The sequence below is a fragment of the Bifidobacterium catenulatum DSM 16992 = JCM 1194 = LMG 11043 genome (assembly GCF_001025195.1).
In the GTDB taxonomy this organism is placed as follows: Bacteria; Actinomycetota; Actinomycetes; order Actinomycetales; family Bifidobacteriaceae; genus Bifidobacterium; species Bifidobacterium catenulatum.
The window spans coordinates 331,621-354,201 of the sequence record NZ_AP012325.1 but is presented as its reverse complement, the minus strand read 5'-3'; the positions used below and the strand labels follow the sequence as shown (position 1 = coordinate 354,201).

Below are 22,581 nucleotides of genomic sequence, written 5' to 3'. Positions count from 1 at the left end.
GCGGAGAATGCTCGTCGACGCTCACTTGACCTCCTGATACAGGTCGCTCAGGCGTGCCACGATGCGGTCCACTTCCTTGTCTGGATTCACGAACGCGCCAACGCTCCACACGGTCATAACAGACCAGCCAAGCGATTCGATGTTCTGCAAAAGCACACGGTGACGTTCCCTGGTGGACTGCAATCCCATGAATTGCGCATCGTCGGTGAGTACCGCCAACGCGAACGGCTTGTCGTTCAGACCAACCACCAGCGGCAGCTTGGATCCATTGTCGAAACCATAATCGACGGCCACATTCAGCCCACGGGCTCGAATGCGATCGGCAAGATCGTTGAGAAGCACGTTCGAGCCGGTCATCTTGACGGCGGGACGCACCACGCTGTCATCAAGCTGTTCCATCCAACGAAGCACGGTCTTCAGCATCTTCGGGCCAGCCTGATGCAGACGTTCGTCATCCATGTCGGACGACGAGAACGCGGACACGATGTCAAGATGGCGGTCCGGCACGGCCAATGCGTCCAGCAGCATACCTCGCCCGCCTTCGGATTCCAACGCTCCGAACTGCTGCAGCAGGCGCCCATGGGAGGTTTTCGCATAGCACATCGCAAGAATCGCGTCAGTGGCATGCGCTCCGGCCACATCGGAGATATCCACGATGCGCACATGGCGAAGGAACATGCCCATGGCCTTGTTCTTGTTGGCGATGGCCTTGAGCTCTGCCCCCAGTCGGGTGCGGAACGTATGCGTAAGCGTCACCACTGTAAGCATGTATGATGCGGGCACAATGGTAAAACCGGCGGCGCGCTTGGTGATCAACCTAACCACCTCGTCGATCTCCTGCTGGCTGCTTTCCACCAGTCCCGAAGTGATAACCGGCACACCGTTGGCGTCAGCCACAAAGTGGTAGGCGATCTCGCCTTGCGCACCTTCTCTTGCCACATCGAAAGGTACGGAGCCGTAGCCTTCCGATTCCAGGAACGCATTGAGCTTCGGAGCGCGCCGAACAGGACGATTGGCGATTTTCACGCTCGGTAGCAGTGCGATAAGACGCTTCAGACCATCGGATGTGACTGTTTCACGATGTGCGATCACCACCACCTGCTTGGCACGGCTGATGATGCCCAGCAATTCGATGGACTGGATATGCGCGGCCGCATCGATGATGACGATGTCAGCCAACGGCGCCGGATCGGTGATCGCCGCAAGTGTGGCGGGCGTCGCAACAAGAATCGGTTTCGCCGCTGCGAGAATCTGCGGATGTTCCTTGTGCAAGCGATTCAACGAAACGTTGTGGGAGCCGGCAAGCATGGTATGTAGCAGATTGGCTTCCTGCGTACGCGAGAACAGCATGTCGCACAGGCGACGCATGGATTCCTGTGCCACCATCGGCCCGATCGAACGCACATGCTCCACATCGACTTGGGCAAAGCGTTCCGCAGCGCCCTGCAATGCCGAACCATCCTGGTTGGAGATGATGGCGGAGGATTTCACAATATCCTCGAACGCCGTGGTCCACCATGCCAACTGCAGTTCCCCTGCGACGGCATCGTTGGGAATACCACGATTGTTCAGATCCTCAATCAGCTCGTCAAGACCAACCGAGTGGAAGTCACGCTCCAAACGGGCACGCTCCGGCAGATTGTCAAGCGCCTGCTTGTCGTCATACAGGGCCTTCAAACGCTCTTCGACCTGGTTGAAATCAACGGTTTCGAGATTGCCTCTCTGTGGGGTTGTGGCAAGCACCGCATTCAACGCGGTCATATCCCGATTGAGATTCTCCTGCGTTTCGATTATGTCATCCAGCTTGGTGGGCAGCACCGGCCATCCGCCATGAGGCACGAACATATGCCACTGATCGGCCTGCTTGGACACCACAAGCAACGCCTCGTGCAGGTTCTCCACTTGGGCGCCGACGCGCAGCATGCCCTTGGCTTCTTTGATATGGCGGCGACGCTCCCAGAATCCCATGGAACTGCCTTCAGCCCTGCGTTCGGCCTTCGGCTTGGTCGCCTCGATCATGGATGCGATGTCACGTTCGAAGATTTCCGGCTGGAACACGTCAAGCACTCGGCGCAGGTTCTTCAGCACCATGACCTGTCGACCCCACTCCTGGGCAGTCGTCGGAATCGGGAATCCGCAGGTCTGCACCGTGCTGGCCACCTGCTCACGGGTGGCGGGCAGCACCTTGCGCAACAGTTCGACCACACGCTGGTATGCGCTCACCGCTTCCTCTTCGGAATACAGCGAAGCCTTGTACCATGCGGTGTCGTTCTCCGTGATGGTGTATTCGCCAAGCTCACCCGCACGCTGCAGTTTCGCAGCCCAATCCTCGATCTTGTCTGCAATGGAATGCGCAGTCTGCTTGCTCAAACGCACGTGCGTGGTCGGATGGGTGGGTAGCACCGCGATCTGTGCGAGATTCTGAATCGTCTGGTAGGCGGATACGCCCCACTCCTGGCTCACGCCGTGAAGATCACCCAGATAACGGGTCAAACGGGAGCGCACACCAACCAATTCATCGGAAATCTGATCAAATCGAGACGAAGCAACACCGGATTGGAATCCAACAGCGGCAATCAGCTGACGATCAATCGCCGCATTGGCACCGTCATCGGCGATATCCAACAACTGTCCGCTCATCTCATTCGCGGCGACGGCTTGCACAAATCGACGTTTCTGATCGGTCACGCACGGCACATAAAGCACGGAACGTCCGTTCATCACGCAACGGGACGCGATCGCGGCAGCCTGCTCGGCGGTATTGTTGGCAATCGAGCTATCCACAAACAGCGAATGACCCGCGGACGCAAGCTGCGAAGCGTATCGGACGGTATTGTCGATATCGCCGACCTCATACTCGCCATGCGGGTCGGCATCGAACGGGCTGTATTCCGGAATCTCAGCCCCCTCCAATGCTTCAGCGGCGGCCTTGTCTCCAGCCAAAGCGTCCAAAGCGGTGTTGCCGGTCGGACCTTGGGCCAACTGATCGATGATCTTCTGGCTTTCCACCAGCATCTGCGACGCCGGATCCATAAAGCACCCGAGAATAATGTGCCGTTCGATCTCAAAATCGGGGAACGCGTTGGCCGCACGATCCGTAATGGCCGCGAACACTGCAGACGTCTCTGGCGTGCCGCTCTCATAGTTCGAACCGTCAAACAGCTTGGCCTCATCCAATATGACGTTGTTCTCGCGCAGCACGGCCGCGAAAGCCGCGTTCAGGCGCACACGCCCTGTGAATGCGATCACCGTGCCGTTTTCGATATTGCGGCCTTCTTTGCGCACTTCGACCGGGTACATGAGCACCGGCATCTGATTGCCCTTCCAAATGGCCACGCCGACCACCAAAGACAGTTCGCCCACGCCGCTGACGCGGCTTTTCGCCTCACGGTCGTCAAGCACACGTTCCACACGACGACCCGCGGCACGTAACATGCCATTGTCACGGAACAAGGAATTGAGCTGAACATGCCCGCTGGCGAATAGCTGCGCGATGCCGGACGGGTGCGCGTGCGTCATATCAAGTTGGGCACTCAGCTGCGTCACATCCTCAAGCGGCGACGGCGACAGGCCAAGACGATACTTCTCACGCCACCCACGAATACGATCCAGCTCAGTGACGTTCTCTTTGCTTTCGCTCATGTGTTGGCTCACTTCCCTACCGCTTTACGGTATTCCGCATACCCCGGATTATGTGACAGGGCCGCGTCGATGTCTGTATTGCCCAATGCGCCCAGCCATGCATACAGATCGTCGTATAGCGACGGGTTCATGGCAAGGAATGGCAGCAGTTCCGGATGACGCGCCATCTCGAACTGCACGGTGAAATCGTCGGTGCGCTTGGCATCATCCGAAGTCAGCCCGTCGACTTCGATGGTCTGCTCCTGCTTGACGAGCTCGCCCTTGGAAACGCGGTCGAACACTGATCCGGGTTCGAAAACAGGCTTGAACGCGCTGGTTTCGTCCGGCGACGGTTCGCTCGCAACCTGCGATTGTGTAGCATGTGGTCTGAAGCGCTCATCATCGGCCTGCTGCGACGAGGTTTCCTCCTGGCTTGGAGTTTCGTCATTTGCCTGTTGCACGATCGCGGCAGACTGCTCCCCTATTTCGTTGGACTGCTCGTGCGATGCTTCTGTCTGTTGTTCCGACATATTGTTTTCTTCAGCCGGCAACGCCACGATAATCGGCTTGCTCGGACGCGCGCTGAACAGCTTGCTCACGGGAATCGTGTCATGCTCAGTTTCATTTCCTATTGCGGTTTGCATCGGCAACGAAACTTCCTGCACGGATTCCGACTGATTCGCTTCATGTTCGTTTTCCGCAGCGTTCTTCTTGGCGGCTTCCTCCGCGGCATGCTGTTCCGCCACGGCATCCGCGAACAGGTCGCGCGGAGTATTGTCTGCGATCACGTTATGCTGCACCAGCGAAACGGATGGCAAATCTCCATAATCCGGCTCGTTGGAACGGACGGGAGCAAAAGACTGACGCTCGGCAAGTTGCATGAAATTAACACGATTGGCGACGCTACGCGCGTTGAACAATGCGGTTGGCTCGCCGGCACGCAGGTTGAGAATATCATCGACCGACATATCCACCGCATCAGGCGCCTGCGGCACCTCGTCGGACACCGCGTAGGAGAACAGGTTGGAGACCGAAGCCGACGTATGGTCCTCGGTCTCAGGCACTGTCTGTGCGATGTCTCGTTCGAAGGTGACGCGCACGTCACCGAATTGCAGCGTCATCGGTGTGGTTGGCAATTGGAAATCCTCATCCGCCGGCAGACGCATCAATTGGCCATTGTCGGCCACCACAAACGAACCATTGGTCGACTTGAGATCACGCACGGAAGCATTGCCCTGCGCATCGACTGAAAAAATGGCATGCCGTTTCGACATGGATTTGCTTGCGTCCATAATGTCGAGTCGCGCGAATCCATCATCCACCAGAGGACGCAACGGCTTACGACCGATTTCCACGCTTTCGCCGCTTTCCAGCTTCTTGAGTTCGGTTCCATCAACCTTGACGGTCCACTGCTGCGCCGTTCGTTGATCTTCGCTCACCGTTGTCGGCCTTCCTTTCACACACAACACTCTTTGCCATTGTGTCATGCCTTGCCACATATTTCAGGATTATGACGCGATTAATTGACAACTTTCGCCTATTTCCCCCATTGTATGGCACGATATGGAAGCGTTCACGCCCAAATCGGGTTTTATTGGATTGTCAGCGAAAGAAAAACCTGCGAATATGCGGAAACCCCGCCGCCTTGTGGCGAACGGGGTTTCCACTCAAGATCGTGATATGCGGCTTCAAACCGCGCGAATCACTTGAGCTCGACGGTAGCGCCGGCTTCTTCGAGCTGGGACTTAGCCTTCTCAGCGTCTTCCTTCTTGGCCTTCTCCAGGACAGCCTTCGGAGCGCCGTCGACCAGAGCCTTGGCCTCAGCCAGACCCAGGGAGGTGATAGCGCGGACGGCCTTGATGACCTGGATCTTCTTGTCGCCAACGGCGGAGAGGATGACGTCGAACTCGTCCTTCTCTTCCTCAGCCGGAGCAGCAGCGCCCGGAGCAGCAACGGCGACAGCAGCCGGAGCGGCAGCCTCGACGTCGAACTTCTCTTCGAAAGCCTTGACGAACTCGGAGAGCTCAACCAGGGTCATCTCACCGAAAGCTTCGAGCAGCTCATCGTTGGTGTACTTAGCCATAATGGCTTCCTTTCATTCTTGGCGACGGCTTGATTGAAGAGGTGACCGTCACCTAAAACAATTATTTTCTTTTGTGGTCACTATCATTCATGCGGCTAACCGCAATGAAATCAGGCGGCTTTTTCCTGCTTCTCGCGGAGCGCATCGATCGTACGCACAGCCTTGGTCGGCAGAGCGTTGAACAAGTACGCGGCCTTGGACATCGTAGCCTTGATGTCGCCGGCGAACTCGGCGAGCAGCTGCGGGCGAGACTTGAGGTCTGCCAGCTTCTTGGCGCCTTCAGCATCGTAGACGGTGCCATCAGCGAAGCCGCCCTTGATGATCAGTGCCTTGTTGGTCTTGGCGAAGTCACGCAGGGTCTTCGCAGCTTCGATGAAGTCACCCTTCACGAAGGTCACAGCGGTCGGACCAGCGAGGATCTCATCGAGACCTTCGACGCCAGCTTCCTTGGCTGCAATGCGAATCAGCGTGTTCTTAGCCACAGTGTAGGAAGTATCGCGGCCTAGCTTTTCGCGCAGTTCAGAGATCTGCGGAACGGTAAGCCCGCGGTACTCGGTCAGGTAGATAGCATCAGCGTCACGGAACTTATCCGTAAGCTGGGCGATCACCGCTTCCTTTTCGGGCCTCTTCATGGCGTTCCTTCCTTAGTCAACCATTGACTGTGAAGCAGGAACGTTTCACCGGGCAACAAAAAAGCCCTGCACGCAGGCAGAGCAACATTCGACCGCTAAGCGGAAAGCCCTTGGTGGGCGTATGTTCTTCAACCTGCGCTGGCTTGGCGAACCAAACTTCATGAGCACTTGCGCACTCCAACCAACGGTCTGTGGTTTACAGATGAATAACCTACGGCCATGCTTGGACTTGCGAAGATCCGGGCGTGTCGCGCTTCACGAAATCATCATGACTTGCTTAAGTGCTACGGTTAAGCCTTGTTCGGAATCCTATGATTCCATAAGGCGAGTCGCAATTCTCGCCGGAACGCGCCGCGCAATAGTCGGAACGTTCCTACCAACCCAAGAGAGATAGAGAGATATGGAAAAGTTCTTCCATCTTAAAGAGAACGGCACCACCGTGTCCACTGAGGTCATGGCCGGTCTGACCACGTTCTTCGCAATGTCGTACATCATCATCGTCAACCCGCAGATCCTGTCTTCGACCGGTATGCCGTGGGGCGGCGTGTTCCTCGCCACCATCATCGCGGCCATCATCGGCACGCTCGTGATGGGCCTGTTCGCCAACGTTCCGTACGCGCAGGCCGCCGGCATGGGCCTCAACGCGTTCTTCACCTACACCGTGTGCTTCGGCCTCGGCTTCAAGTGGCAGGAAACCCTGTGCATGGTGTTCCTGTGCGGTTTGATCAACATCATCATCACCGTCACCAAGATTCGTAAGATGATCATCCAAGCCATTCCGGAAGTGCTGCAGAACGCCATCGGCGGCGGCATCGGCCTGTTCGTGGCCTACGTCGGCTTCCTCAACGTCGGTTTCTTCACCTTCACCACCAAGGCGGACGCCAAGAACGGCGATGCCGTGCAGGCCACCCCGGGCCTTGCCGTCATGAACAATCCGACCATCTGGCTGTTCATCATCGGCCTGGTGCTGGCCATCGTGCTCACCGTGCTCAAGGTACGCGGCGGCATGCTGATCGCCATCGCCGTCACCGCGGTCGTCGGCATTCCGATGGGCCAGACCACCATGGCCAACTCCGTGTCCATCGCCGACACCTTCGCCCAGCTGCCGCAGACCTTCGGCGTGATCTTCACCAAGGATGGCTTCCCGGCGCTGTTCTCCGACGTGTCGAAGCTGCCGATCATCCTGCTGACCATCTTCGCGTTCTCCATGTCCGACACCTTCGACACCATCGGCACCTTCATCGGCACCGGCCGTCGTACCGGCATCTTCTCCGCCGAGGACGAGAAGGCTCTTGAGAACGGTTCCGGCTTCTCCTCCAAGATGGACAAGGCCCTGTTCGCCGACTCCATCGCCACCTCCATCGGCGCCATCTGCGGCACCTCGAACACCACCACCTACGTGGAGTCCTCCGCGGGTATCGCCGCCGGCGGCCGCACCGGCCTGACCTCCGTGGTCGTGGCGATCTGCTTCGCGCTGTCCGCCTTCCTCTCCCCGGTCATCTCCGCCATTCCGTCCGCCGCAACCGCAGGCGTGCTCGTGGTGGTGGGCTGCATGATGGCGTCCTCGCTGAAGGAAATCGACTGGGGCGATATCTCCGAGGCCGTGCCGGCGTTCTTCGCCTCCGTATTCATGGCGTTCAGCTACTCCATCTCCTACGGCATCGCCGGCGGCTTCATCACCTACTGCCTGATCAAGACTTGCAAGGGCAAGGCCAAGGAAGTGCATCCGGTGATCTGGGTCGTGGCCGTGCTGTTCATTCTGGACTTCATCATCACCGCAGTGCTGTAATTCCGAATGTCGGTTCGCATCGGTATCCATGGAAACGACTGATGTGAAAATACGATAGGGGCGATTCCGCTTTCACTGCGGAGTCGCCCCTCTTGTTATCCCGTTTTGCTTGCTCGTATTACTTGTTATGTAACTGACTTACGCAATGGCTTGCGAAAAGGCGTCAACAAGACCTTCCATCCACGCCGTCAGGGAATCGTATTGTTCCGGCATTTGCTCGGTCAGTTCGACCATGGGCACTTCCACGGATTTCGCAGCGTCCGTGATTTTGCCTGTCAGCTCGCTTTCCTCTTGCGTGTTGACCACCAACAGTTTGATTTCGCCCGCCTTCAGCGCATCGGTGAACTGCTTGATATCCGTTGGCGTCGGCTCGCTTTCGTTCGCGGTGGCTCGCGCGTACCCGCTTGGCGTTGCGTCAGCCAGACCCATGTCTTCCGCCAGATAGCTTGCCACGGATTCCGTTGCGGCGTATGCCAATCCATCCGTTTTCTGTTTCACTTCGGCGATTTCGCTTTCGACGTTGTTTTCTTCAGCCGTCCATCGGTCGTTCATCTTGTCGAAATCGTTCTTTTTCGCGGCGTCGGCCTGTTCGTACGCTTCGGTGATCGCCTGTGCCACCGCCTTGCGCACATCGGCGGAGAACCAGACATGCGGATTCTCACCGTCGTTCACCCCGCCGATTTCAGCGGCGTTGACGATAATTGCGTTGGCGGTTTGCGCCGCTTTGACCGCCCATGCGTCGTAGCCGGCTCCATTGACGATGATGACCTGCGCTTTCTGCAGTTTAGCGATATCCGACGTTGTCGGCTCGTAATCATGCGCATCCACATTGGTGGAATTGATGATGCTGGTTACGTTGACGTTGTCGCCGCCCAGGGCTTTCGCCACGGTACCCCACTGATTCACGGAAGCGGCCACTTCGATGGTTCCGTTTTTTTCGGATGTTGATTGGCCGCTTCCACACGCAGCAACCGACGCAAGCATTCCTACAGAAGCAAGTGCAGCAATCGCAATTCTCGCAATACGGTGCATGATAAATCCTCTCTAACGTGATATAACACCATCATAACCTAATTGAGAATCATTATCAATAGAGCGTGTCGCAATCAGACACCACATACAAAAAACTCCCGCCCAGGGGAACGGCCGCCACGAATGAGATCGAAATGGTTAGCGAAACAACCACTTTCGACCACACATTCGTGCGACAATCCCCCGTAAGCGGGAGTAAGAGATGATTTGCCGATCAGCCGCGTGCAAGCTCGCAGGAAAAGGAGCCTTGCCAAGGCAAGGCACTATTTCCTGCCTCGATACTGTCGCATCTCGGCGCCGCCTACAAACAGTCCACTGGACTGTTTGCTTAACGGCGTCGCCCTGGACCGACGCTACGCTTTGGCGAATCGGCTTTGCCGATCAGCCAAAGCGTCCCGATACGTAGCGCTCGGCTTCTTCGTTCTGGGGGTTGTTGAACATGGTGGTCGTGTCAGTGAAGTACTCGAGGTGACCCGGCTGACCGACGGCCTTCAGGTTGAAGAAGGCGGTGTAGTCGGCGATACGGGCGGCCTGCTGCATGTTATGCGTCACGATCACGATGGTGTAATCGTTCTTCAGCTCGTTGATCAGATCCTCGACAGCCAGCGTCGAAATCGGGTCAAGAGCGGAGCACGGCTCGTCCATCAGCAGCACCTGCGGGTGTACGGCCACGGCGCGGGCGATGCACAGACGCTGCTGCTGACCGCCGGAAAGGCCGATGCCTGGATTGTCAAGACGATCCTTGACCTCGTTCCACAGGTTGGCGCCACGCAAAGCCCACTCAACCAGATCGTCCGCATCGGACTTCGAAATCTTGCGGTTGTTGAGCTTCACACCGGCGAGCACGTTCTCGCGGATAGACATGGTCGGAAACGGGTTCGCGCGCTGGAACACCATGCCGACATCGCGACGCACGGCAACCGGGTCGATGTCTTTGTCGTACAGGTTCTTACCTTCCAGCAGCACCTCGCCTTCGCAGTGAGCGCCCGGAATGATCTCGTGCATGCGGTCGAGCGTGCGCAGCACCGTGGACTTGCCACAGCCGGAAGGTCCGATGAAAGCGGTGACCTTGTTGGCTTCGATGTTGATGTTCACATCTTCAACGGCCAGGAAGTCGCCGTAGTAGATGTTCAGATGATTGACATCAATACGTTGTCCCATTTTGGTTCCTTATATGTTGTTTCTGTATGTAAGACTACCGCTCATCGTTCCGACTTGACGGCGAAGATCTTCACCACGAGTCGACCGATAAGGTTGAGAATCAGCACGATGAGGATCAGCACGAGAGCTGCGGCCCATGCGCGTTCCATCGGGATGGTGGTCACGCAGGAAGCGTCGGCGGAAGCCGGGCAGTTCGCGTTGAGCTTGGAGTACTCCTGATAGACGTACACCGGAAGGGTGGTCATCTGGCCGGAGAAGAGGTTGACGTTCGTGGAGGCGATGTAGCCTGCGGTCATCAGCAACGGAGCTGTCTCACCAATCACACGGGCAACGGCGAGAATCGCACCCGAAACAATGCCCGGCAAAGCAGTACGCAACACGATCTTCGTAATCGTGCGCTGCTTGGTAACACCCAAAGCATACGACGCTTCACGCAAATCATGAGGCACGATCTTCAACATTTCTTCAGAAGACTTGACCACGGTCGGCAGCATCAGCAGCGACAGTGCCACGGAACCTTCGAAACCGTTGATGGCGCCAGGTCCAATCAGAATCGTGAACATCGAGAATGCGAACAAACCGGCAACGATGGATGGGATACCGCTCATCACGTCGACCAGCAGGGTGATGACGCGAGCCAGCTTGCCGCGATTGGAATATTCCACCAAGTACACGGCGCACATCAGACCGATCGGAATGGAAATGACCATAGCGCCGAACGTGATTTCCAGAGTACCGATGATGGCGTGCTGAATACCGCCGTAACCACCGGACGGCGTCGGATTGCCACCGACCACGCCGGTCATGTTATAGCTCAGGAAGTTGAGGTTCAGCCTCTTGACACCGTTGACGATGGTGGTGAGCAGCACCGAGAACAGCGGAATCAGCGCCACAATGAATGCAAGCGCAATCAGCACGCGCATCGCGAGGTCCTTGCGCTTACGTGCAGCGGTAAAGGAACGCGTCGGCTTGAACTTGTCGAAATCGATGACGGGGGCACCGTCCATCGGAGAAGCGTTGTTATTCACTGCGGTCATCACGCACTCGCTTTCTCGGTAAGCTTACGGGCGATGAAATTCACCACGAAAGTAATGAGGAACAGCACCAGACCGGTGCCGATCAGCACGGACACGCCGAGATTGTTGGCTTCCGGATACTGCGCGGCGATGTTGGCTGCAATCGTCTGATTCTGCGAGGCCTGCAGCAGCTTGATGGAGTAGTTGAGGCCCGGAGACAGGATCATGAGCACGGCCATGGTTTCGCCAAGGGCACGACCCAAGCCCAACATCGAAGCAGACACCACACCGGACTTGCCGAACGGCAGCACCGCAAGCTTGACCATTTCCCAACGAGTGGCACCCAAGGCGAGCGCTGCCTCTTCCTGAAGGCGCGGGGTCTGCAGGAAGATATCACGGGACATGGAGGTGATGATCGGCAGAATCATGACTGCAAGTACCACAGCCACGGTGGCGACGGTACGGGAAGGATTAGCGGCAGGACCTGCGAACAGCGGAATCCAGCCAAGATACTTGGCCACCCAATTCCAGAACGGGTAGATGGCGGGCACCAGCACCAGGCCGCCCCACAGACCGTAGATAACGGACGGGATTGCGGCAAGCAGATCGACCACATAGCTCAAGGCGGTAGCGAGCTTCTTCGGCGCATAGTGCGAGATGAACAGTGCGATGCCGACCGACACGAAGAAGGAAATCAACAGTGCCAGCGCGGAGATCAGCACGGTGCCGAACAGCAGCGGTCCGACGTAACCCCAGAAGCTGGAGGCCTTGCCGCCGGTGAAGTTGCTGATGGTTTCGCTATTGGCCTGCTGATCGCCGCCGATCAACGGCCATGCGCGGAACAGCAGGAACAGCGCGACGGCGGCGAGCACCACGAGGATCAGGATGCCGCAGGCGTAGGCCACGCCCTTGAACACCTTGTCCGCGTTTTTGCCGCTCACCGGCTGCTGTGCCGTTTTGCTTTGCGAACTCACGGGTTCTCCTTAACTTGCGATTACTTGAACAGGTCTACGATGACGTTCGATGACTTGCGATGACTTGCGTCATGATGACGTTCGATGGTTACGTTTTCCGTTTCACCTACAAGTACCGTTTCAGGCCGCACCCGCTTTCATGTTGCGGCTGCGGCCTGAAACAGACGGTCAGTTGCCGTTCACCGAGAGCTTATCGTTTACTGTACCAAAGCTCACTTGGTTTCGATGGCGTCGATGGACTTGAGGACCTTCTGGCGCATGGTGTCGGACAGCGGAGCGGAGCCTGCTGCGGAGGCAGCGGTCTGCTGGCCTTCGTCGCTGACCACGTAGGTGAGCCAGGACTTGACGAACTTGGCGGTGTTGGCATCCTTGTATGCCGGGCAGGCGATGTCATAGGAGACAAGCACAATCGGGTAGGCGCCGGCCTCGGTGGTGTTGTGATCGAGCTTGACGACCACACGGTTGTCGCCGGTGGCGGATTCGTCGAGCGGGGAGGCATCCACAACCTTGGCGGCAGCCTCAGCGGAGAACGGCACGTAATTGTCGCCGACCTTCACTGCAACGGTGCCGAGCTCGCCAGCCTGGGAGGCGTCGGCGTAGCCGATGGTGCCGTCACCCTGCTGCACGGTGGAGATCACGCCGGAGGTGCCCTTGGCGCCTTGGCCAACCTCGTTCGGCCAGTTCTCGCCGAGCTCATAGCCCCAAGCGTCGCCAGCGGCATCCTTGACGTAGCTCAGGAAGTTCTTGGTGGTGCCGGACTTGTCGGAGCGGTGCACCACGGTGATGTCGAGATCAGGCAGGTCAACCTTCGGGTTCTGCTGCTTGATGGCGTCATCGTTCCACTTGGTGATCTTGCCGTCGAAGATCTTGGCGATGGTGTCGGCGTCCATGTTCAGGGTCTTACCCTTGCCGGAGATACCGTTGAGGTTGAAGACCACTGCGATCGGGGAGACGTAGACCGGGATGTCGAAGGCGTTGCCGGAAGCGCACACGCTCTTGGACTGCTCGACCTCGTCATTGGACAGGGCGGCATCGGAGCCGGCCCATGCGGTGGCACCGGTCAGGAAGGTGGAAACGCCAGCGCCGGAACCAGATGGGTTGTAAGCGACCTTGGCATCCGGGTTGGTGCCCTGGAAGCCGGCGATCCAAGCTTCCACAGCAGCCTGCTGGGAGGAAGCGCCAGCGCCGGAGAAGTTGCCGGACACGGTTTCGGTGGTCTTGGTGTCGGTGCTAGCCGAAGAATCAGTGTTGGAAGCAGTGTTGTCGCCGCAAGCCGCGACGGAAGCCAGCATCACAATGCCGGACACAGCTGCAATGGAGCGTACGAGAATGGAATTACGCATTATTCTTTTCCCTCTGTCAACATTCTGATGGCGTATGTTTCTGACATTTCATATTCTGTTGTCGCCATCGTTCTTCATGACAATGTCAAGCCTATTGGTGGTTTTGGTCCTGCAAAACCAAAATCGGTGAACGGAAGATGAACACTCTACGACACTTCGGACGTTTTCGTCATTTCCATTCACCGATCTTCGGCGACTACCGTGATACCACGGTCTTATATTCAGTTATCAATCGATAATCAATTATTCGGTAAATTACGATGATTACTGGAATCGCAATATTTTATCTTATATATTTCCAGCTATCGCGATATTTCCGCTTTATTCCGCAGGAACGTCGATTTTGTATCCCAAACCGCGCACGGTGGTCAGATATTTCGGATGCGCCGGATCCTCCTCGATTTTGGAGCGGACACGCTTGACGTGCACATCCAACGTTTTGGTGTCGCCAACGTAATCGGACCCCCAGATACGGTCGATCAGCTGGTGGCGAGTCATCACACGGCCCTTGTTCTGCATGAGATATTCGAGAAGCTCGAATTCCTTCAGCGGGAAGAACACGTTCTCTCCGCGCACCATCACCTCATGCTGGCCGATCTTCATGGAAATGTCGCCGCAGATCAGCGGAATATCGTCATCGGAGGATTCCGCCGCGTCGGCCACCATCTGGTTGCGTCGCAGCACCGCACGCACCCGCGCCAGCAGCTCGCGGAACGAGTACGGCTTGGTGATGTAGTCGTCCGCGCCGATTTCCAAACCGACCACCTTGTCGATTTCCGCGCTTTTCGCAGTGAGCATGATGATCGGCACACGGCTTTGCTCACGAATTCTGCGGCATAGTGCAGTGCCGTCAAGCCCGGGCAGCATCAGATCGAGCAGCACCAGATCGATGCCTCCTTTGGTGAACAGTTCCAATCCTTCCTCACCGGTGGCAGCGGCGGACACGTCGTAGCCTTCGCGGGTGAGCTGGTAGACCAGCGGCTCTCGATACGATTCCTCGTCCTCGACGATCAGAATGCGCGTCATTGGTGCTTCTCCTCTGTGTGCTCTTGTTGATTGGAACGTTGATTGATTTGGTTATTTGCTTGAATTATTCGTTTTGCTTGAATTATTCGATTGGAAGCTGCTCTGATTCACTAATTTCCGCGGTTTCAGATTTCGCAGATTCCTCGTCTTGCTCCGATTTCGCCTGGGGCAAGGTGATGGTGAAGGTCGATCCCTCCCCCTCACGCGACCACACGGCGATAGTGCCTCCGCAATCCTGCACGCAATGCTTGGTGATGGCCAAGCCCAATCCTGTACCCCCTGTTTCGCGGGAGCGCGCGGGATCGACACGGTAGAATCGCTCGAAAATACGATCCAACGAGGATTCCGGAATACCGATGCCCTGATCGACGACACGAATCGAGACCTTGCCATCGCCACTGCCGACACCTACCGCGACTGTGGTGTGTTCCGGAGAATAGTTGATGGCGTTCTCCACCAAGTTCTTCACCGCGGTTTTGATGGTTTCATGGTCGGCGTTGATGAACACGTCATCCCGGTCAACAGCGTTTTCGGCACCCTCGACGTGCACCAGCTTCTGCTTGCCATTCAGCGAAAGCACCATGCTGATATGCTTCGATTCAGCATTCACTTGGTTTTCAACAATCGCCTCGCGTACCAAAGCAAGCACGGAAAGCCGTTCCGCATTCAGCACCGCAGCCGCGCTTTGCGCCTTCTGCAAGTCGATCAGACGATGCACCAATTCCGTCAATCGTTCGGATTCCTTGGACACGCGACCTGCGAAATACTTCACCATATCGGGATCGTCTGCAGCATCGCCAATCGTTTCGGCAAGCAGAGAAATCGCACCTGCCGGCGTTTTCAATTCGTGCGAAACATTCGTCACGAAATCACGACGCATGATTTCGAAACGACGCTGCTCGCTCATGTCGGAAATGAAAATCGCAAACAGATCGTCGGAAATCTGGCCGACGCGCACATGCAGATACAGCGTGTCGGAAGGGCGGAACTTGCCCGCCTCAATGCCCTTGCCGTTCGTGTTCTTTGCGGCGGCGCGAGCGGCGCGATCCAACGGAATCGACAGTTCACGCTCACGTACCACGCTGTCGGTCGATACCAAGCGCAGAATATCGCGGATTTCGGCGAGCGTCATCGCATGGTCTTCAACAATGCCGAAACGTTGCGCGCCCGGAGACACATATTTGACCGACGCCAGCGAATCGACGACGATCAACGCCTCCGGCATGACGGCAATAAGCTGGCGTTCCGTAGGCTGCACAGGCACGCGCGGACCGAATAGCGACATGTTCTTCTGCGCGCCGAACAGGCTTGGATCGTTCGGGTCGATCTCATCCTCCCCGAGCTGCACGCCCCGGGCACGCCCCAGCAGAAAGGCGACCACAGCGACGGCGACAACCACAATCGCCATCGCCACGTGCTCCAGCGTCATACGTTAACCTTCCGATAATCCGTCATTCTTCTTCAACAGTAGCGGTTCCCGAAAGCGATTCCCGTGCGCGATTCCCTCACGCCATCGGAAGTTTCCCTGCAGTTCACTTTCATGAAATTCGCAATACCGAAATATGAGACGGCCCGTCCAGCAATCGATGCGCTGGACGGGCCGTGCTGCGCTTACATGCGCTTGACGATGTTCACTGCGATTTTCGCCGCAGTGTCAGCGTATTCTGAAATGTCGAATTCCTTGAATTCCACGTAATCCGTGTCAGCATTGTCGCTCAACGCGCGAATGACCAGCACGGGCAGGTCGTTGCGTGCCGCGATATGCGCCACCGCGGCGCCTTCCATTTCGACCGCGTCCGCGCCGGTTTCACGAATTACCTGCTCCACTTTCTTCGGATCGTCCACGAAATAGTTGCCGGTGGCGATGATGCCGGTAATATGATGCACGTTCAAATCGGTCAGCACCTTATCGGCGACTTCGATCAGGCGGTCGTCGGAGTGGAATTCCTCCACCGGCTGGTCCGCAGTTCCTGGCTTCCACTGGCCGACGAGACGCATGTCGGTGTCGAGGTAGCGCAGCGTGCCACCAAGCACCACGTCGTTGATGTGCAGATGCGTATTGAGATTGCCTGCGATGCCGGAGAAGATCACGGCGTCAGGCTGGTCCGCGTCGATGAGATGCTGCGTGGTGGCGGCGATATTGACGGTGCCCATGCCGCCAACCGTTGCCGCAACGTTGACGCGCGTGCCCTTGTTGGTTTCGATGGTGCCGCGCGTCACGCTGACGCCGGCTTCCTCCGTTACGGTGATGTCGCTTAATGCGGATGCGATATTGGCGACTTCCTCGTCCATGGCACCAATGATGGCGATTGTGCTCATGCGTTCGTTCCTTTCAATTGCTTCACGCTTTTCGCTCGGTTTCGCTTATTTTCGCTTCGCTCACTTCCAGCGGCGCTTGCTCACGGCCTGCGCAAGTTCGCGCAGTAGCTGTTCCGTGGTCTGCCAGCTCAAGCATTTGTCGGTGATGGATTGACCGTACGTCAACTCGGCAAGCGGTGCCGGTTTTTGGCTGCCACCCTCGATGAAGCTTTCCATCATGATGCCGGTGATGCCTTCTTCACCGTCGGCGATGCGACTTGCGATATTGCGCACCACTTCGGCCTGACGATGCTCGTCTTTGCCGGAATTGCCATGCGAACAGTCAACGATCAGGCCGTGCGCGGCCGCGGATTCAGCCGGCATTTTCTCACGGATCAGCTTCATGGCGTTCGCCACGGATTCGGAGTCATAGTTAGGACCGCTGCTCGAACCGCGCAACACCACATGGCAGTCGGGGTTGCCGAGCGTTTTGACCACGGCCGCACGGCCCATGTGATCGACGCCGAAGAACGTGTGCTGTTGCGCCGAAGCAAAACATGAATCGGTCGGCGCTTTGATGGAACCATCAGTGGCGTTTTTGAAGCCGATCGGCATCGACATGCCCGAAGCGAGCTGACGGTGCACCTGGCTTTCAGTGTTGCGAGCGCCGACCGCACCCCAGCTGACCGCGTCGGAAATGTACTGTGGGCTGGTTGGTTCCAGGAATTCCGTGGCCGCAGCCAAACCGGCGTCCAATACGCCAAGCAGTGTACGGCGGGCCAACAGCAAACCCTTCTTGATATTGCAGCTGCCATCGATGTCGGGATCGTTAATTAGACCCTTCCAACCGACTGTGGTACGCGGCTTTTCGAAATACACGCGCATCACAATCAGCAATTCGCCGCACAACTCGTCTTTCAACGCGGACAAACGACGGGCGTAATCGAGCGCTGCAGCAGGATCATGCACGGAACATGGGCCTACAATCACCAGCAATCGATCATCCTGACCATATAGGCAGGCGCGAATCTCATCTCGAGAATAGGCGACGATTTCCTGCGCCTGATCGCTGAGCGGCAGATCGCCTAACACCTGCGCCGGTGTGGGAAGCACCTCAAATTCAAGCACTCGGCGGTTCACGATGCGGCTGATGCCAACCTGATCTTCCCATCGCGGCACATCCGTAACCACCAGCGGATTCTTACCTTCATCCATGGCCTGACGGATGGCACGAAGCTCTTCAGGCGTGTTCAGCTGTTGCTGCATCTCACTGCTCTCCTTGGAAATCACTATCTTTCCAAATCACTATCTTTCCCAAGAATAGCAATCACAATGCAAAAACCGTGCGATTACGCAGATTACGCGGTTTTCGCACGGTTTTTCTATTTACGGTTATTTACGCTTATTTGCGATTATTCGGCAAGCCTGCGGCGGCTTTCGACCGCTTCGGCAAGCGTGTGTAGCAGCTGTTCGGTACGTTCCCACGGCACGCAGGCGTCGGTGATGGACTTGCCGTATTCCAGCTGGTCGAGCGGAGCGGGCTTCTGATTGCCGGCTTTCAGGAAGCTTTCCATCATAATGCCGCTGATTCCCTGTTCGCCTGCTGCGATGCGGGATGCGATGTTTTCGACCACTTCAGCTTCGCGCACTTCGTTCTTGCCGCAGTTGCCGTGCGCCGCGTCGATGACGATGCCGTGTTCGCTCGGTCCGGAAGCCTTGGAAACTTTCAGATCGGCCAACGCCTTCGCCACGGATTCGGTGTCGTAGTTCGGACCGTGCGAAGAACCGCGCAACACCAGGTGGCAATCGGGATTGCCCTTGGTTTCGGCGGAAATCACACGTCCGTCAAGATTGATGGACAGGAAATGATGCTCGAAGGCGGCCGCGAAGCAGGAGTCCGCTGCCGGCTTGACCGAACCGTCGGTGGCATTCTTGAAGCCGATCGGCATCGACATGCCCGAAGCGAGCTCGCGATGCACCTGGCTTTCGGTATTGCGAGCGCCGATCGCACCCCAGCTGATCAGGTCGCAGATGTACTGCGGGGTGATCGGGTCAAGCCATTCCGTAGCTGCCGGGAGTCCAAGGCCCAGCACATCGGCCAGCACCTTGCGTGCGAGCCACATGCCCTTGCGAATGTTGAACTGGCCGTCGAGATCAGGATCGTTGATCAGACCCTTCCAACCGATGGTGGTGCGCGGCTTTTCGAAATACACGCGCATCACGATGACCAGCCGGTCTTCCAGCTCTTTTTTGACGGCCGCGAGCTTTTCGGCGTATTCGTGCGCGGCTTTCGGATCATGAATCGAGCAGGGACCGACGATGGCAAGCAGACGATCGTCTTTGCCATTCAGCACATCGCGGATTTCCTGACGGGACTTCAACACCAGATTGCTCATCTCGTCGGTAAGAGGGATTTCCTTCAGAAAATATCGAGGAGCGGGAATCGGGTCCAACTGTCGAATATTGACATCCACGGTCTCCGGAAACACAGCGTTATCCAACAATTGTGCATCCCTCGAACTATCTGGACCGCGAAGACCTGACATCTCTTCTGCTCCTCCTTATACCTGCATACCTGCTTCATGCATACTTTGCATGGATGATAATCACCGAAGTTACCTTAACGGATAAAAGTGGAATAACACGAATGCCGACTGCATGCTGGACTTTTTGCGAAGTCCCATGCAGTCGGCATTCGTCAATCAGCTTGTCGGTTTACGTATCAGTCAGCCAGAGCGCCCATCGGATCCCATGCGGGGAGCATGGTGGCAGGTTCGTCAAGAGCGGCCTGATATTCGGCAGGGAGCAACGCCTTCGGAACGGCGACCTCGTACACGTATTCGGTGAACCAATCATCGCTCATGGTGAAGTAGCCCTTGTCAGCGATCTTGTCGCCCCAAGAGTTCTCCACACGCCAACGACGGGTGGTCGTGCCGTCTTCGGCAACGTCCACGCCAACGAACGCCATAGCGTGGTTCATCGCGGAATCGGCGAAACGCACGCGATCTTCCTTGTTCAGATCGAAGTCGACGCCATACACCTTGCCGTATTCGAACAGATCAGTGGCCCAAGCGCCGTTTTCACGGTCCATCATCGGGTGGCAGTCGGCACCGAACCATACTGGAATGCCCTGCTCTTCGAGAATCTGACGCACGCAATCCTTCATGAACTGGTTCGGCACGTTCAGATATTCGGTCGGGTCTCCCCCGGCCACATTACCCAAGTGCTCGATACCGATCTTCTTGCCCTTCGCATGCTCCTGACGAGGATCGTCGACCAGGCACACGTAGCTTTCCAAATCGGCGGAACCGACGTACTTCTGCCAGAATTCCACAGGCGTGATCTCACCATCGCGGTGGAACTCGCCGTCTTTGTCGGTCCACTCCCAGTCGAAGCTCTTCGGCGGCTCGCCCAAGTGAATCGTCAGAATACGGTGGCCGGCGGCGGTTGCTTCGGCGATCACCGATTCGATCGAAGCCGGATCAGCATACATGTGCGCGACGGCTGTATGCAGCAGGCGACGCAATTGCACGTTCATTTCGCCGGTGTTCTTGGAGGATTCAGTTTCCGGGAACAGATCCTTCGGAACGGCACCGTACTTCTTGTACACGTTCATGGCCATGGTCCACTGACCGCCGTCGCCCATCACGTCGGCGAGCAGATGCTGGATCAGGCGGGAGTCGGACGGCTCGCCGGCCTTCACCAGTTCGGCCACGTCCTGCAGGAAGTAGTTGACGCGCTCGAGCTTGTCGTAGTACATGGCATAGTTCTGGGAGAACTCGAATTCCTTCAGCCCCATGTTCTTCTTGGCCACGAAACGGGCCACGTTCAGTGAGCTGAACAGCCAGCAACGGCCGGAACGATCCTGATGGGTGGCGGTGCCATTGTCGACAATGGTGGAAAACCTGCGCTGCATCAAGCGGGCACGGTCATAGTTGCGCGCCACCTTGTTAACGCCCGCCGCGGTGACCGCGTTCATGGCCATACGGTTGTGGTCGCTGGCTTCAAAATCCTCAACCAGCGTTGCCAATGCATCAGCGCTCAACGGCGTGATATCAGTCATTGTTCTGTTCCTCCTGTGCTTCCTCGCCCTGGTCAGACTGCTCATCTTCGGACGGTTCTTCAAAGTCGTCATTATTCTGCTGTTCGTCGGAGACAACATCCTCATCGAAGGTCACTTCCGGTTCACCAGCAACAGTTTCGCCACTCTCGTCGTGCGATTCCGCCGGAGTTTCAGCTTCAGCTGCAGACTCATGCTGTTCGCCGTCGATGGAATTGACCACGGACAGGCCGTTCGCGCCGAAACCGGAGAACGCGTTGGCAAACATGGCACGCAGTTCACTGACACGCTGCGTGATCTGCGCCTCACGGGTCTGCAGGTCGGCGATGCGCTGCTGCACACCTTCAAGCTCGTTCTTGGCTGCCTCACGACGCTCGTTGATCTGCTCGTCGGCCTCTTCGGTGGCCTGCTTGAGAATGCTGGCAGCCTGCTTGTCGGCTGCCTCACGCTTGTCGGAAGCGTATGCCTCGGCCTCATCGCGCGTATGCTGCGCTTCGGAAATCAGCTCTTCGGACTGCTTCTTGGCGGTTTCACGGCGTTCGTTCAGGTCGGCGAGCAGCTCGTTGACCTTCTTCGTAGCCTCATCCTGTTGGGCGGAAATGTCGGCGCGGATCTGCTCCACCTCGGCATTGACCTGGCTGATGGTCTTGGTGCGATGCACTTCGGCCTCGTCGGTGATCTCCTGTGCCTTGGCTTTGGCGGTATCCGTGATTTCCGAGGCACGGCGCTGCGCATCCGTCATCATCTTGGACACCTGCTCACGCACGTCGGCCAGCTTCTTGTTGGCTTCGGCCAACGCGGATTCGATCTGGTCGTTGGTCTCGCTTTTCATGCGGTTAATCTCGTCATTGGCGTTCTTGCGCTGCGCCGCGATCTGTTCGGTGGCTGCGGCACGCATATCGGAGAGCTCACGCTCCTGCGTGGCGCGCTCCGATGCGAGACGCTTGTCGTGCTCCTCACGGGAGTTGGTCAATTCCAGATCAACGGTCTGGCGCTGCGCCACCACGGCCTTCTGCGCTTCGCCACGCAGCTGGTCAGCTTCGCGCTGGGCGTTGGACTTCAGCGTGCCGGCATCATTATTGGCCTTCGACAGCACCGCTTCAGCCTTGGCGTTAGCCTCGTCGAGAATACGCTTGGCGTCGAGCTTGGCGTTGTTCAGCAGGGTTTCGGCCTGAAGCTGCACCGTGGCGCGTGCCGCGGAAGCGTCTTTCTTGGCACGGTCAAGCAGCTCGGCGCTGGTCTGTTCCGCACTGGCGAGCATCTGCTGCGCGTTGGCGCCCAGAGATGCGAACGAATTCGGGTTGGCCTTCTTGTTTTTCTCTTCCTGCAGCTGTGCCTGCAGTTCAAGGATGGTCTGATCGTCGGCCTTGACCTGCTCACGCAGACGGTCCACCGTCTCCTGAGCCGAAGCGAACGCTTCATCGACCCTTTCCTTGTCGTACCCCCTCAACACGATTGGGAACTGCTCAACCATGGTATTCCTTTCACGAATTCCCTTCCATCGCGCATCTTGCCCGCGCCTATCCGTCTTGAACTTTAGCGCAGG

General features: G+C 57.3%; 17 protein-coding genes. 1 reads left to right on the top strand and 16 read right to left on the bottom strand.

The features are described 5' to 3' along the window. Positions 1-21 precede the first annotated feature (21 nt). From BBCT_RS01360 to rplJ, 4 genes are all read right to left on the bottom strand, one after another. Positions 22-3,642: a hypothetical protein gene (locus tag BBCT_RS01360; RefSeq protein ID WP_003836058.1), complete on the bottom strand. Its 3,621-nt coding sequence runs from the start codon at positions 3,640-3,642 to the stop codon at positions 22-24. Between the two features lie 8 nt (positions 3,643-3,650). Next, on the bottom strand, positions 3,651-5,060 hold the full coding sequence (locus tag BBCT_RS01355) for an FHA domain-containing protein (protein WP_456236321.1): 1,410 nt from the start codon (positions 5,058-5,060) through the stop codon (positions 3,651-3,653). 263 nt (positions 5,061-5,323) lie between these two features. After that, complete coding sequence (gene rplL, locus BBCT_RS01350; protein ID WP_003836061.1) at positions 5,324-5,704, bottom strand: 50S ribosomal protein L7/L12; 381 nt, start codon at positions 5,702-5,704, stop codon at positions 5,324-5,326. A 110-nt stretch (positions 5,705-5,814) separates the two neighbouring features. After that, positions 5,815-6,336 (bottom strand): 50S ribosomal protein L10, encoded by a 522-nt coding sequence (gene rplJ, locus BBCT_RS01345; protein ID WP_003836062.1) that lies wholly within the window; start codon positions 6,334-6,336, stop codon positions 5,815-5,817. Positions 6,337-6,736: 400 nt separating this feature from the next. Between rplJ and BBCT_RS01340 the strand changes: the two genes are divergently transcribed. Continuing rightward, complete coding sequence (locus BBCT_RS01340) at positions 6,737-8,125, top strand: NCS2 family permease (protein ID WP_003836063.1); 1,389 nt, start codon at positions 6,737-6,739, stop codon at positions 8,123-8,125. A 138-nt stretch (positions 8,126-8,263) separates the two neighbouring features. Here the strand turns inward: BBCT_RS01340 and BBCT_RS01335 are convergent, their stop codons facing one another. The 12 genes from BBCT_RS01335 to BBCT_RS01280 all read right to left on the bottom strand — a co-directional run bounded on the left by BBCT_RS01335 (position 8,264) and on the right by BBCT_RS01280 (position 22,509). Further along, positions 8,264-9,157, bottom strand: a complete 894-nt coding sequence (locus BBCT_RS01335; RefSeq protein WP_003836064.1) for a metal ABC transporter solute-binding protein, Zn/Mn family — start codon at positions 9,155-9,157, stop codon at positions 8,264-8,266. 381 nt (positions 9,158-9,538) lie between these two features. Continuing rightward, entirely contained in the window at positions 9,539-10,318 is a 780-nt protein-coding gene (gene pstB, locus BBCT_RS01330; protein WP_003836065.1) for a phosphate ABC transporter ATP-binding protein PstB, read from the bottom strand. Positions 10,319-10,359: 41 nt separating this feature from the next. Beyond that, complete coding sequence (pstA, locus tag BBCT_RS01325) at positions 10,360-11,355, bottom strand: phosphate ABC transporter permease PstA (RefSeq protein WP_003836067.1); 996 nt, start codon at positions 11,353-11,355, stop codon at positions 10,360-10,362. Continuing rightward, positions 11,355-12,308, bottom strand: coding sequence for a phosphate ABC transporter permease subunit PstC (gene pstC, locus BBCT_RS01320; protein ID WP_003836069.1), 954 nt, complete (start codon positions 12,306-12,308; stop codon positions 11,355-11,357). Before pstC ends, pstA begins: the two co-directional genes overlap by 1 nt. Before the next feature lie 212 nt (positions 12,309-12,520). Continuing rightward, positions 12,521-13,651, bottom strand: a complete 1,131-nt coding sequence (gene pstS, locus BBCT_RS01315) for a phosphate ABC transporter substrate-binding protein PstS (protein ID WP_047750565.1) — start codon at positions 13,649-13,651, stop codon at positions 12,521-12,523. A gap of 321 nt (positions 13,652-13,972) precedes the next feature. Continuing rightward, the gene (locus tag BBCT_RS01310) at positions 13,973-14,677 is read right to left on the bottom strand and encodes a response regulator transcription factor (RefSeq protein WP_003836074.1); all 705 of its coding nucleotides are present in this window, start codon (positions 14,675-14,677) and stop codon (positions 13,973-13,975) included. Positions 14,678-14,759: 82 nt separating this feature from the next. After that, a complete protein-coding gene (locus tag BBCT_RS01305) occupies positions 14,760-16,106 on the bottom strand; it encodes a sensor histidine kinase (protein ID WP_003836076.1) in 1,347 nt (448 codons plus the stop codon). A gap of 182 nt (positions 16,107-16,288) precedes the next feature. Then, positions 16,289-16,996 carry a 5'-methylthioadenosine/S-adenosylhomocysteine nucleosidase gene (gene mtnN, locus BBCT_RS01300; RefSeq protein WP_003836078.1) on the bottom strand — a complete coding sequence of 236 codons (708 nt, stop codon included), beginning with the start codon at positions 16,994-16,996 and terminating at the stop codon, positions 16,289-16,291. Between the two features lie 60 nt (positions 16,997-17,056). Continuing rightward, a complete protein-coding gene (locus BBCT_RS01295; protein ID WP_034248367.1) occupies positions 17,057-18,241 on the bottom strand; it encodes a 3-deoxy-7-phosphoheptulonate synthase in 1,185 nt (394 codons plus the stop codon). 146 nt (positions 18,242-18,387) lie between these two features. Continuing rightward, complete coding sequence (locus BBCT_RS01290; protein ID WP_003836082.1) at positions 18,388-19,521, bottom strand: 3-deoxy-7-phosphoheptulonate synthase; 1,134 nt, start codon at positions 19,519-19,521, stop codon at positions 18,388-18,390. A gap of 176 nt (positions 19,522-19,697) precedes the next feature. Then, complete coding sequence (locus BBCT_RS01285; RefSeq protein WP_003836084.1) at positions 19,698-21,038, bottom strand: C1 family peptidase; 1,341 nt, start codon at positions 21,036-21,038, stop codon at positions 19,698-19,700. Continuing rightward, complete coding sequence (locus BBCT_RS01280; protein WP_047750562.1) at positions 21,031-22,509, bottom strand: coiled-coil domain-containing protein; 1,479 nt, start codon at positions 22,507-22,509, stop codon at positions 21,031-21,033. Before BBCT_RS01280 ends, BBCT_RS01285 begins: the two co-directional genes overlap by 8 nt. Positions 22,510-22,581 lie beyond the last annotated feature (72 nt).